13 protein-coding genes and 2 riboswitches are annotated in these 11,853 nt (G+C 44.4%); of the genes, 9 read left to right on the top strand and 4 right to left on the bottom strand.

What is annotated here, in order from left to right; all coding sequences use genetic code 11:
- Nucleotides 1–34: 34 nt before the first annotated feature.
- Nucleotides 35–655 (bottom strand): LysE/ArgO family amino acid transporter, encoded by a 621-nt coding sequence (locus tag FHS17_RS03120; protein ID WP_167274302.1) that lies wholly within the window; start codon nt 653–655, stop codon nt 35–37.
- Nucleotides 656–775: 120 nt separating this feature from the next.
- Here FHS17_RS03120 and pdxR point away from each other — a divergent pair, with 120 nt between their 5' ends.
- The 5 genes from pdxR to FHS17_RS03145 all read left to right on the top strand — a co-directional run bounded on the left by pdxR (nt 776) and on the right by FHS17_RS03145 (nt 6,703).
- A complete protein-coding gene (gene pdxR / locus FHS17_RS03125; protein WP_167274305.1) occupies nt 776–2,218 on the top strand; it encodes a MocR-like pyridoxine biosynthesis transcription factor PdxR in 1,443 nt (480 codons plus the stop codon).
- Between the two features lie 157 nt (nt 2,219–2,375).
- The gene (locus tag FHS17_RS03130) at nt 2,376–4,397 is read left to right on the top strand and encodes an acyltransferase family protein (RefSeq protein ID WP_167274308.1); all 2,022 of its coding nucleotides are present in this window, start codon (nt 2,376–2,378) and stop codon (nt 4,395–4,397) included.
- A gap of 26 nt (nt 4,398–4,423) precedes the next feature.
- Nucleotides 4,424–4,927 carry a sigma-70 family RNA polymerase sigma factor gene (locus FHS17_RS03135; RefSeq protein ID WP_167274313.1) on the top strand — a complete coding sequence of 168 codons (504 nt, stop codon included), beginning with the start codon at nt 4,424–4,426 and terminating at the stop codon, nt 4,925–4,927.
- Entirely contained in the window at nt 4,920–5,813 is an 894-nt protein-coding gene (gene rsiV / locus FHS17_RS03140; RefSeq protein ID WP_167274316.1) for an anti-sigma-V factor RsiV, read from the top strand. The genes FHS17_RS03135 and rsiV overlap by 8 nt, the downstream gene beginning before the upstream one ends.
- A gap of 107 nt (nt 5,814–5,920) precedes the next feature.
- Entirely contained in the window at nt 5,921–6,703 is a 783-nt protein-coding gene (locus FHS17_RS03145) for an SDR family oxidoreductase (RefSeq protein ID WP_167274320.1), read from the top strand.
- A gap of 38 nt (nt 6,704–6,741) precedes the next feature.
- Here the strand turns inward: FHS17_RS03145 and yjcZ are convergent, their stop codons facing one another.
- The 3 genes from yjcZ to FHS17_RS03160 form a co-directional block, all read right to left on the bottom strand.
- Entirely contained in the window at nt 6,742–6,873 is a 132-nt protein-coding gene (gene yjcZ, locus FHS17_RS03150; protein WP_167274323.1) for a sporulation protein YjcZ, read from the bottom strand.
- A 243-nt stretch (nt 6,874–7,116) separates the two neighbouring features.
- Nucleotides 7,117–7,281, bottom strand: coding sequence for a hypothetical protein (locus tag FHS17_RS03155; protein WP_167274326.1), 165 nt, complete (start codon nt 7,279–7,281; stop codon nt 7,117–7,119).
- Between the two features lie 409 nt (nt 7,282–7,690).
- Nucleotides 7,691–7,855 carry a hypothetical protein gene (locus tag FHS17_RS03160; protein ID WP_167274329.1) on the bottom strand — a complete coding sequence of 55 codons (165 nt, stop codon included), beginning with the start codon at nt 7,853–7,855 and terminating at the stop codon, nt 7,691–7,693.
- A gap of 264 nt (nt 7,856–8,119) precedes the next feature.
- On the opposite strand from FHS17_RS03160, the gene FHS17_RS03165 reads away from it, so the two are divergent.
- The 4 genes from FHS17_RS03165 (at nt 8,120) to FHS17_RS03180 (ending at nt 11,840) form a co-directional block, all read left to right on the top strand.
- Complete coding sequence (locus tag FHS17_RS03165; RefSeq protein ID WP_167274332.1) at nt 8,120–8,389, top strand: hypothetical protein; 270 nt, start codon at nt 8,120–8,122, stop codon at nt 8,387–8,389.
- A 238-nt stretch (nt 8,390–8,627) separates the two neighbouring features.
- A riboswitch (guanidine-I (ykkC/yxkD leader) is annotated at nt 8,628–8,732 on the top strand.
- Nucleotides 8,733–8,793: 61 nt separating this feature from the next.
- Nucleotides 8,794–10,149 (top strand): APC family permease, encoded by a 1,356-nt coding sequence (locus FHS17_RS03170; RefSeq protein ID WP_167274335.1) that lies wholly within the window; start codon nt 8,794–8,796, stop codon nt 10,147–10,149.
- A gap of 111 nt (nt 10,150–10,260) precedes the next feature.
- Nucleotides 10,261–10,364: riboswitch (guanidine-I (ykkC/yxkD leader) on the top strand.
- A 47-nt stretch (nt 10,365–10,411) separates the two neighbouring features.
- Nucleotides 10,412–11,131, top strand: a complete 720-nt coding sequence (locus FHS17_RS03175) for an urea amidolyase associated protein UAAP1 (RefSeq protein WP_167274339.1) — start codon at nt 10,412–10,414, stop codon at nt 11,129–11,131.
- Between the two features lie 58 nt (nt 11,132–11,189).
- Nucleotides 11,190–11,840 carry an urea amidolyase associated protein UAAP2 gene (locus FHS17_RS03180; protein WP_167274342.1) on the top strand — a complete coding sequence of 217 codons (651 nt, stop codon included), beginning with the start codon at nt 11,190–11,192 and terminating at the stop codon, nt 11,838–11,840.
- Nucleotides 11,841–11,853: the final 13 nt, after the last annotated feature.

The raw sequence follows: 11,853 nt of genomic DNA on the forward strand, positions 1-11,853 counted from the left end.
ATTTAACCTTTTGAGAAGACCTATTCTTTGCTTTCTACTTAAAGAGGTCACCGGCATTCATGACGAGCATCATAATGGCTGATGCCCAAATGAGAAGAGCCGAAATTTTGTTCATCATCTTCATTAGTTTTCCGCTGGAATCCAGCTTCCCGAGAATACGGCCTGCCAAAGCGAGAGAGAAGAACCATAGCCAGGAAATGAGAATACAAGCCAGCGTAAACAGCCATCTGTCTGCACCACTATAATGCAAGGAGCTTGTGCCGATGACTCCAATCGTATCCATGATGGCATGGGGATTAAAGAGGGAGACGGAGACGGCAAGCAGGATCTGCTTACGGGGGGAGAAGCGCTCAGCTTCCTTTACCGTTTGCTGCCCGCCGCCAGAACGCCAGGTCATCCAACCAATGTAAGCTAGAAATAATACACCAGCCACAATAAGGATGGTCTTCAGAATAGGGATATTTATAATAAGGACGGAGACACCGAGTATAGCCAATAGAATCAAGATCGTATCACAAATGGCAGCTGCAATGATAACAGGCAGTGCCATACGAAATTTGGGCTGAAGTGCGCCTTGTGAGAATATAAACACATTTTGCGCTCCAAGTGGCAGAATAAGTCCAATCGCGAGCAATAAACCATGCAGGAACGGCAAAGAAAACACAGCCTTTCGTTAGTTGTAAATATGGACTCATTGTATAAGGATCGTCTATAATTGTCTCCATCCAATTGGTTGGTTAGTGTACCAACCAATGCCTATAAAGAGGGGTATAACATGAAGTTTGAAACGAACTGGAAGCCGGATCGACAGAGCGGGATTCCCTTATACCGGCAAATTGCAGAATATATGCGGGATAAAATTATAGGCGGTGAGTGGCCGCCCGGAAGCCGTATCCCAACTGAGAGATCCATTGCACAGGCATTTGAGGTAAACCGAAGTACGGTAGTCCAAGCATTCGCAGAGCTCACGGCGGAGGGGATGATTGAGGGGAAAAGCGGAAGCGGGACACTTGTTACTCATGCTATAGAGAATAGGGACATTCCTAAGCTTCCGGATTGGGAATCGTATGTGAAGACGGGTACTCATAAGCCAAATCATCGTACAATACAAGATATCAATCATGCAGAGTTTCTCCCGAATATAATCCGGCTTGGGACAGGTGAGCCTTCGCCCGATTTATTCCCCCAAACGCTTGGGCCTATTCTTCAGGAGCTGCCAGCACAAATGAAACATTTTGGCTATACCGAGCCGCGTGGACTCTATGAGCTTCGTGAACAAATAAGCCGGCATATGGGACGTTACGGTGTGAAAGTGTCTCCTGATTCTGTACTCATCGTTTCAGGGGGCTTGCAAGCTCTTCAACTTATCGCACTTGGCCTATTAAAGAATGGTTCCACCGTACTGGCTGAATCACCTTCATATCTACAGTCCCTTCAAGTCTTCCAATCGGCCGGGATGAGTTTGACTGCTCTGCCGATGGATGCTGATGGGGTGGATATGGCTACATTGGAGCAATATGCAAGAAGCGGAAGAGGTACCTTCCTTTATACGATTCCAAGCTTTCATAACCCTACTGGCATTGTGATGTCGGAGCAAAGAAGGCAGGAGATCTATAAGCTAGGTATGCAGTATAAACTGCCGATTATTGAGGATGATGCCTATCGTGATCTGTGGCTGGATGAGCCGTCACCTCCACCGATCAAAGCTCTGGATCAGAATGGACTTGTACTTTATATTGGCAGCATGTCGAAGTCACTCAGTCCGGGTCTAAGAATCGGATGGGTTATAGGACCGGAACAGGTTATACATCGTCTGGCGGATGTGAAGATGCAGTCGGATTACGGGGCAAGTACATTGTCTCAATGGACGGTCATGCATTTTCTCAAGCAAGGGTTGTATGAGGAGCATCTTGTCTCTCTGAGGAAGGAGTTGAAGATCCGGCGTGCGTATATGCTTCAATTGCTGGAGCATCATTTAAGGGCTAAAGCCACCTGGCATATTCCAACTGGAGGTTTTTACATTTGGTTAAGGTTAAATGGTGATCAAGCAATTCCTTCTTTATTCGAAGCCGCACTAAAGGAAGGGGTGCTTCTAAACCCCGGCTACTTGTATGACAAAACAGATCAGAATCACCTCAGACTATCCTATTCCTATGCCTCTTTGGAACAAATGGAGAAGGGAATTTGTCTGCTTGCAGAGTTGATTCAAGTTGATTGAAACATAAAGTTCTCATCGTAGTTATGGCAGCATTCCTTAAGGATAAGGGATGCTGTTTTTGTTTTATATTTCCATCTGTAAATCGCAAACTTTTTCACTCCTTAACACGTCTTGAATACATAGTTAATTAATCGATAAGTAAGGGACGGAAGCAGCAATGGAAGACAACATGAACAGTATGAAACGTTATATGCCGGGAATTGACGGATTACGAGCCTTATCGGTACTTGCCGTCATCGCTTACCACTTGAACATGAAGTGGGCGCAAGGTGGATTAATTGGTGTAGCAATTTTCTTCGTTATCTCTGGGTACCTCATTACCGATCAAATCCTTATTCAGAAACAGCGTTACGGTAAACTTAATTTAAAAGATTTCTGGATAAGAAGAGCACGCAGACTGCTTCCGGCCATGTTCTGCATGCTGCTGTTCGTCGCCATTTGGCTGTTGTTCCTTAATCCCAACCGACTCCTACATTTGCAAGGCGACTACTTGTCATCCTTGTTCTATGTTAATAACTGGTGGCTCATTTTCCACCAGGTCTCGTATTTCGAAAGCTTTGGCCCACCGTCCCCAATCGGTCATTTATGGTCCTTGTCGATTGAAGAGCAGTTTTACTTGCTATGGCCGCTTCTGCTTATGTTAACTCATCGAAGAGGTAAGCTATTTCTCTTTATTCTTATTGGTGCTATCGCATCCGCTGTTATTATGGCTTTTCTGTACCAACCTGGTGCAGACCCAAGCCGCGTCTATTACGGAACGGATACCCGAATGTTTGGCCTGTTGATTGGGGCCGCACTTGCTGTGGTATGGCCGAGTCATAAATTGAAACAGGCGGTATCAAGAAGCGCTCGTTATTCCATGAATATCATTGGGGCAACTGGCTTGCTGGCTCTCATTTACATGATGTACAGCATGAATGAATATGATGCTTGGTTATATCGTGGTGGTTTTCTTCTGTTGTCTGTTATTACGGCTGTGGTTATTGCTGTTCTTGCTCATCCGGCAAGCAGACTTGGTAAAATAATGGGCGTTCGTCCACTCAAATGGATTGGCGTACGTTCTTACAGCCTTTACATTTGGCATTATCCGGTTATCGTATTAACTTCACCCACCAATCAAGCAAGCGCTCCCAATGTCTCACTAGTGGTCGTGCAAGTTGCTGCAAGCTTTGTTTTGGCGGCCTTGTCCTATAAGTTTATTGAAGAGCCGCTTCGCCGCGGGTCATTTAGAGAAATAGCGCGGAAAGTATTGTCCGTTAGATGGTTTGGTTTGCAGCCGATTGCACTTATGTTAATTATTCCTTTATTGCTTACACCAAACTCTTTCGGAGGATATCTCCTGAAAGCTAAGCCGGCCAATACGCCAATTGTTTCCCAGCCCAATGAACCGGACTATGAGGTGCAGCCTGTTACAACTCCTGATGGAAATGAAACGGGTAAGGGCGAAATCATTCATGTTGATCAAGATCAAACAACAAAAAATGAACATGCCACAAAGGATGAGGATCCACCAAAAGAAACACCTCATGAACCAGTTGCGACAGAAACACCGACAGAGGCTTCGACACAAACGCCAGAACCTCCTAAGGAACAGCCGACTGAAACGCCGGTTGATAATGAGACTAAGCCTGATGAGCAGCCGTCAACCGAGACTCCAACAGAGCAGCCTACAGAACCAGACCATACCGTCCAGCCGCCGCTGGAACACCAGTCGGGCAAAGGTATTACGGTTATTGGTGATTCTGTCATCCTGGATGCCGCGCCATTCCTGGAGAAGCAGCTTCCCGGCATTGTTATTGATGGTAAAGTTGGCCGGCAAATGCGGCAGGCTCAAGATGTTATTAATCAGATGAAGAAGGACAACAAGCTGGGTAGTACGGTTGTTGTCGAGCTGGGTACGAATGGAGCTTTTACAAGCAAACAATTAAAAGCCTTGATCCTGTCATTGGATAAGGTTGATCATATCTATCTGGTGAATACAAGAGTGCCTCGTAATTGGCAGGATACCGTAAATAAGATGCTTCCAGAAGTTGCTAAGGAATTCAACAATGTCACCATAGTAGACTGGTATACGGCAAGTGAAGGGAAAGACGACTATTTCTCCAACGATGGCGTTCACTTGAAGAAGGATGGCGCACAATTTTACGCAGCTATGCTCATTGATGCCATTACTAAGTGAATAAATAAAGAAGGGTATGCCGGGCTATGTTGAATAGGAAGACCGAACAATTACTGACGAATTGTATTACCGAGAATAAGCAGAATATCTACCGGCTGGCATACAGTTATGTGAAAAATAAAGAAGATGCGCTCGACATTGTTCAGGATTCCATCTACAAAGCAATGACGAGTATAGAGCATCTCAAAGATGAGTCAGTAGTGAGAAGCTGGTTTTTCCGCATCGTAGTGAATACATCGCTCGATTTTTTACGTAAGCATAAGAAGATTTATCCGATGGATCAAGAAAGGCTTGAACTGTATGCGCATGGTGCTGTAGATGAATACATGGACATTGATCTTGTGAGAACGCTTGACGATCTGCCTCCCAAATATCGAGATGTTATCATTCTTCGTTATTTCGAAGATATGAAGATTGAAGAGGTAGCGGAAGTGCTGCACGACAATGTGAATACTGTCAAAACACGGCTGTATCAGGCGCTAAAGCTTCTTCGTGTGAAATTAAAGGATAGGAGATCAAGTAATGACTGATATACTAGACAATCTTCGGAAGGAGTACCAGGCGGTACCGATTCCTGAAGAGCTGGATTTTATCGTTAATCGATCTGTTAAGCAAGCCTTGCAAACACGCAGAGTAAAACGGTTGAAGGTAAAAGGGCTTACTGTTGCGGCAGCGATCCTTGTGTTCTTGATTGCCATTAATGCAAGTACAACGGTTGCGAATGCCTTTGCTGCGATACCAGGGGTGGATCGAATCATTAAGGTGCTGACTTTAAAAGAGTTTAAAGTCGAAGATCCTAATTATGATGCCAGCATCAAGGTGCCCGCAATTACCAATATGGAGAACAAAGAATTACAATTAGGGCTGAATAAGAAGTATTTGGCTGAAAATAAAGCGCTGTACGATCTATTTCAAGCTGAGATTGAGGAATTGAAGAAACAGGGACTAAATGAGGCTCATATCGGAGTTGTCGCGGGCTATGAAGTGAAGACCGATAACGACACGATCTTCTCCATTAGCCGTTACGTCACGCAAATCGCAGCTTCTTCCTCGATGGAAATGCAATTTGATACGATTGATAAGAAAAATCAAATTCTGATTAGTTTGCCAATGCTGTTCAAAGACGATCAATATGTGCAGGTGATCAGCGAGAACATTATCGGACAGATGAAGGAACAAATGAAAGGCGACGAGGGTAAGATCTACTGGATCGCCGGCGAAGCAAATGATATTCCGATGGAAGAAGCGTTCTCTACGATTAAGAAGGATCAAAGCTTCTACATTAACAATGACGGCAAGCTTGTTATCGTGTTTAATAAATACGAAGTGGCTCCTGGTTATATGGGTCCAATTGAGTTTATCATCCCAACAAAAGCCATTGAAGGCAGCCTAGTCAGCCATAATTATATTAAGTAAAAGAACAGAGGGACTTCGGTTCCTCTGTTTTTACTTATTTTGGTGACAAAACGGAGCACAAGATGGTAAAATACAGCCGATAATGACAAAGGGAAGGGACTCGTCCAATGAAACTTCAATCTAATACTATTCTTATTACAGGCGGTGCATCCGGCATCGGGCTGGAGCTGGCCGGCCGTTTACTTCAGCTTAATAACACCGTTATCATCAGCGGCAGAGATCAAGCCAAACTCGATAACGCTAAGAAGCAATTCCCGAAGCTTCATACCTTCCAATGTGATGTGACTGATCCTATTGCAATCTCGGATCTGTATAACAACGTGACTGCTCAATTCCCGAGCCTGAATTTCCTTATCAACAATGCCGGTCTCATGCGTAAAATTAACCTGCAAACAAAGGAAATCGATTTGCTCGATATTAACCGTGAGATTGAGACGAATCTCAGCGGCCCGATTCGGATGGTAAATCAATTCCTGCCGCATCTATTAAAACAGTCGACCGCGGCGATTATGAATGTTTCTTCCGCGTTGGCATTTGTTCCATTTGCGATTTCGCCAGTCTATGGAGCGACCAAGGCAGGCATACATTCCTATACACAATCTTTGCGAGTTCAATTAAAGAATACGAAAGTCCAAGTGTTTGAACTGGCGCCGCCATTAACGCAAACCAGTTTGGTGGATGCTTTTGAAGGAAATGACATGAAGGGGAGCGTCCCAATGGACGTTGCGAAGCTGGTAGACCATGTGATGAAAGGTCTGGAGCGGGATCAGCTCGAGATCCGTCCAGGTCAAAGCAATCTGCTTAAGCTGATGAGCCGCGTGGCACCTAATTTTATCTTCAAACAGCTAAGTAAATCAGTAGATGCTATGCTTGCTGATTCACGTAAATAGACAAACAAAAAAAGGCCCCGTGAAGGGCCTTTTTTTGTTTAGCTTTCTTTTTTATCGCGATATCCGCCGTGGACTGGAGCACAGCCACTGCTACCACCAAACATACCACAGCTGCAAGCAATAATGACCAACAAGATAAACAAAACAAGAATGAAACCGGAAGAAGCCATTAAGAATAAAACCTCCTAGTAATTTAGAATACACTATATATTATGTATCTATGTTATGAATTGCTTGGACATTTAGCGGGGTGATAGAGGTCCAATTCCATATCTCAGTAAAAGACATTGTCCTAAGTAGGCAAATCTACGGTGCTCTGAACGAACAAAAGACCCCACGAAGGGGTCTTTTGTTTTTTTTATATTGGAGAGAAATTAAGTTTCTGCTTTCATGGAGGCATGAGGCTTTACTAATTAGTAGTAACCTTTACCTTGACCTACGCCTCCAACCATTGGGCCGCCACAACCGCCGCCACCCCATCCGCCTACAAAACCACAACCGCAGACGATGATCACCAGCAAGATGAACAACACAAGAATGGAACCAACATTATTAAAACCATGGCCAATTCCTGACATAATTCACAACACCTCCTTACGTCTGGAGTATACATTATTGTATGAGGTGGGGTGAAAATATGCTTGGGTATTTGCCTCTGAGGCATTTGACCAATTCCATTTGCCCCTCCGTAACAAAGGTCATGGCATGACAGGGGTAAATCAGTAGATGGAATGTGGACTGATTCCAATAAATAGACAAACAAAAAGGCCCGTAAAGGGCTTTTTTGTTTTAGCTTTCTTTTTTATCACGATATCCGCCATAGACAGGATCGCAGCCAACCGTTTCCACCAGTAATACCACAGCTGCATGCGATAATGACCAGGTGCTTTAAACGTACAAAAGACCCCGTGATAGGGTCTTTTGTTTTTTATATGATAGAGAAATTAAGTTAGTCTGCTTTCATGGAGGCGACATGAAGCTTTGGTATTAGTAGTAACCTTTACCTTGACCTACTCCACCAACTGGCCCGTAGCCGCCGCAGCCGCCACCGCCAAATCCACCTACAAATCCACAGCCGCAGATGATAATTACCAGCAAGATGAATAGCACAAGAATGAAACCAACACTATTACCATGGCCGATTCCTGACATAATTCACAACACCTCCTTATCTGAATTATACGTTAATATATGTGGGAGGAGAGGAAGTGCTTGGGTATTTACCTCAGAGGCATTTGATCAGCTCCATTTGCCCATTAGTGAAATGTCATGGTTAGAGCTTAGTTGCTTCCGCTCTTGGTCTCCAAGTGGAATGGGATCCGAAGCCTGAACGAAGTGCGTTTCGGTAAGCCTGTCGAGCTTGCTAAAGATGCCATAAACGCTTCTTAACCCATGTTGAGCGAGGAGAAGAACAACTTGCCAATGCTGAGCTCCGTATTGCGGGCAGCACGTTTGAACAAAGCTCCTCGGTTGGCGTTGTCACAATCATGGGAGAAATGGATATTTGATATCCAAGAGATGAAGGTAAAGACACAGAATAATAACTCCATAACAATTGAGACCAAGCAGCATAATCAGAAATTTCTCAACACAGAACGACTTGTAGATGAAACATCTTCGCAATTATATACCCTTAAGCTGCTTGATGATGGACAATGGCATATTACAAATATGGATTTACGGTAATTTATCAATCAGGAAGAAGCCTGCTCTGAAATCGGAGCAGGCTTCTTTATTGACTTTAAAGATGAAGAGGATTAGTGCTTTATGATTGGGTAAAATGGCTCAAATGTGAACAAATCGAACATGAAAAAGAATAAATTTCGAAAAAGGTCTTGAAAACCACAATTTTAATGTTATATTAAATAACATCAAGTTGAAACGGATCATGTGAGCTTAACTCGCATAGCTCAACGAACTGAATAAATTTGTCCTCTAGGGTTCCGTAGCGGTAACGCCGCTGGTCTGGTCCGAGAGAGGACGCACAGCCAAGCGGTTGTGTCCACGGAGGGATAAAAGCCCGGGAGGATATGAAAATATCTTCCCGTGGCTTTTTTATTTTTTGCTCAGAGAGAGGGAGGAATTTGGAGATGAAACAAGAGGTTACGCTCCGCCAATCACTTACACTCGTTCAAGTTGTTGCACTTGGGCTCGCATGGATGACACCGATGATTTACTTCTCGGTATTTGGTATCGCGTACGATGCATCGAAGGGCATGATCACAGAAGCTTATTCGCTCTCTATCGTCGCTATCTTTTTCACTGCGTATAGTTACAGCGTTATGGCCAAAATCTTCCCAGGTTCCGGTTCGTCTTACACGTATGTGAAGAAGTCGATGCACCCGATTCCCGGATTTACTGTTGGTTGGGCAATCATGCTTGATTACTTATTCTCTCCCATTATCGCATGCCTCACATTTGGCATCTATCTGAATGCTCAATTCCCGGCGATTCCCGCTTATGTCTGGATCATTGTGCTGAATGTGGTGCTCGCCGTCGTTAACATAGCAGGCATTAAGTTCTCAGCTAGCTTAAGCAAGTTGTTTGTGCTATTCCAAATTATTTTCATTGCGTTGTTCTGCGGATATCTGATTAAAGGGTTGTCTGGAGTACAGGAAGTTGTACTTCCGTTCTCACATATGGATGCGGGACTGCCGACTCTGCTTGCCGGAGCTTCACTCATCTGCTTCTCGTTCCTTGGGTTTGATACAGTATCCACACTGTCAGAAGAGACGATTAATGCGAAAAAGACGATTCCAAGAGCGATTATGCTTATCATCCTGATCGCAAGTATCTTATACATTGCAACTTCTGTCCTCATTCAAGTTAGCTATCCTAACCTGACGTTTAATAATATGGACTCCGCTGGATTTGAGTTGATGAAAATGGTTGGCGGAGCGACACTTGGTGCAATCTTCACAACCGTTCTTATTTTCGCGATCTTCACACAAGGCTTAACATCAGTTACAAGTGTTTCACGCCTGATGTATGTGCTTGGCCGTGATTCGATTCTGCCGAAAAAATTCTTTGGCTCACTTCATCCAAAATTCCGTACTCCGGTTAATAACATCATCCTTGTGTCTATTATTTCATTGCTCGCTCTTGTGATCAGTCTGGATATGGCCGTCAAATTCGTAAGTTTTGGAGCATTGACGTCATTTGCTTTCGTCAATATCTCCGTCATCGTAGAATGCTTTATTAAACGGAAACAGCGTTCACTGAAGCAAACGTTCCAGTATCTGATTTTCCCATTGATCGGGGCATCATTCATTATCTGGTTAATTACTTTGCTAGACACTCAAGCTTTGCTGCTAGGCTGCGTATGGCTCGTGTTTGGTGTCACGTATTATCTGATTCGTACAAGAAAGACGAGAGAAAGCCATGTAAAAGCTAACACCAATTCGATCTTTCCGGCGTCTGCAGCGATAGAATCAGAACTCAAATAAATTTTAATGTTATATATATTGACACGGAAAAAGAATCCACTTATACTTGCGATATGTTAGCAAACATTACATCTGAATAAAGGTTCTGCACTGCAAATAAAGTGCTAGAACGACAATGCTGTCTAGGGTTCCGTTGGCTGTTACAGCCAAGCCTGGTCCAAGAGACGGCGTATGGCGGAAGCCATATGACACGGAAGGACAAAAGCCTGGGAGATTATTCTCTCGGGCTTTTTTTGTTACCAACATATAAGGGGGAATTGGAATGAGCAGCATTTGGCAAACATCGGTTCGAGCAGGGGAGAAATGGTCGGGTGTGATTCGAAAAGGGAGACTCATTCGGTTCACTGCGTTAGAAGCAGGCGCAAACCTGTCGGCCATGATATTCCATGCGAAGGATTTGACCGAGCGCTACAATATGCCGGATTCTTTAAAAGCACAATATACAGCTCACCTGACAAGAGGGAATACACTGATGAGCGATAACGGACGGGTGCTTGCTAGCATCGTAGAAGACAGCCTTGGCTGGCATGATACGATCAGCGGCTATACAACCCGGGCGCTTACAGACCGCAAGTATGGGAAGACCACTTATCAAGAGCTTCGCAATGAATGGCATAGATCAGGTCAAGAAAATTTCGCAGTGGAGTTAACAAGGAATGGACTTGGTGTACGGGATCTGTCACCGGTCGTGAATCTCTTCTCCAAAGTGTACTGCGATGATGAAGGACAGATGCATTACGCGACAGAGCATTGCCCAGCTGGTGCAACCGTTGTACTTCGTACCGAGATGGATGTGCTGCTAGTTTTATCCAATACACCAAATCCGCTTGATCCAAGAACGGTATATCCTTCCGTTCCTGTAAACATAGAAGTCTTGGAAGCTGAAGCTGTAAATGATGATGATTACTGCTTGAACTTCAGGCCGGAGAACAAGAGAGCGTTCGAGAATACTTGGAGCTATCATCAATTGCTTGGTTTGTAATTATTGACGCTTACGAAGCATGAATTGCTTCACAATTCATTTTAGGAGGGTTAATTATATGGGAAGCTTTAACCGAGTGGAGAGCGAACGTTTGCCGGAGGCAGCGATCTATAATGAAGTGATTTTGGCAGGGGATGGCTGGATGCGTGATCTGGAGCCTGGTCAAGTGCTTCGTATTGTTGATTTAGAGGGAAATCAAGCGGCGGATACTTTGTTCTTTGATGCAGAAAATCCGGAAGATCACTATAGTGCGGTTGCGACGATTACGAATCAGCAAAACATCTACTTAACAACAGGCTCGGTCTTGCTGGCGGAATCCGGCAAAGAGCTGGTGAAGATTGTTGCCGATACTTGCGGGCGTCATGATACGGTAGGCGGTTCCTGTTCCGCACAAAGCAATACAGTTCGTTACGCACATGAGAAGCTTCACATGCATAACTGCCGGGATACCTTCATGCTGCAGCTGGCACAAAGAGGTGAGCCTTACGGTAAACGGGATTTGGCTCCTAATGTGAACTTTTTTATGAACGTGCCGGTAACGCCAGAAGGCGGTTTGAAGTTTGATGATGGTGTCTCCTCACCAGGAGCTTATGTAGAAATGCAGTCGATCGGCCGTACAGCGGTACTTATCAGCAATTGTCCACAGCTTAATAATCCATGCAATGCTTATAATCCAACACCGGTTCGTGTCCTGATCTGGAACAGCTAATCATCTTGGGAGA

The sequence above is a fragment of the Paenibacillus lupini genome (assembly GCF_011761355.1).
In the GTDB taxonomy this organism is placed as follows: Bacteria; Bacillota; Bacilli; order Paenibacillales; family Paenibacillaceae; genus Pristimantibacillus; species Pristimantibacillus lupini.

What these genes read in the sequence shown, in the direction of transcription:
- FHS17_RS03180 (WP_167274342.1), top strand. Translation starts at nt 11,190, where the DNA reads ATGGGAAGCTTTAACCGAGTGGAGAGCGAACGTTTGCCGGAGGCAGCG.
- FHS17_RS03130 (WP_167274308.1), top strand. Translation starts at nt 2,376, where the DNA reads ATGGAAGACAACATGAACAGTATGAAACGTTATATGCCGGGAATTGAC.
- FHS17_RS03170 (WP_167274335.1), top strand. Translation starts at nt 8,794, where the DNA reads ATGAAACAAGAGGTTACGCTCCGCCAATCACTTACACTCGTTCAAGTT.
- FHS17_RS03145 (WP_167274320.1), top strand. Translation starts at nt 5,921, where the DNA reads ATGAAACTTCAATCTAATACTATTCTTATTACAGGCGGTGCATCCGGC.
- FHS17_RS03135 (WP_167274313.1), top strand. Translation starts at nt 4,424, where the DNA reads ATGTTGAATAGGAAGACCGAACAATTACTGACGAATTGTATTACCGAG.
- FHS17_RS03175 (WP_167274339.1), top strand. Translation starts at nt 10,412, where the DNA reads ATGAGCAGCATTTGGCAAACATCGGTTCGAGCAGGGGAGAAATGGTCG.
- rsiV (WP_167274316.1), top strand. Translation starts at nt 4,920, where the DNA reads ATGACTGATATACTAGACAATCTTCGGAAGGAGTACCAGGCGGTACCG.
- FHS17_RS03155 (WP_167274326.1), bottom strand. Translation starts at nt 7,281, where the DNA reads ATGTCAGGAATTGGCCATGGTTTTAATAATGTTGGTTCCATTCTTGTG.
- pdxR (WP_167274305.1), top strand. Translation starts at nt 776, where the DNA reads ATGAAGTTTGAAACGAACTGGAAGCCGGATCGACAGAGCGGGATTCCC.
- FHS17_RS03160 (WP_167274329.1), bottom strand. Translation starts at nt 7,855, where the DNA reads ATGTCAGGAATCGGCCATGGTAATAGTGTTGGTTTCATTCTTGTGCTA.
- yjcZ (WP_167274323.1), bottom strand. Translation starts at nt 6,873, where the DNA reads ATGGCTTCTTCCGGTTTCATTCTTGTTTTGTTTATCTTGTTGGTCATT.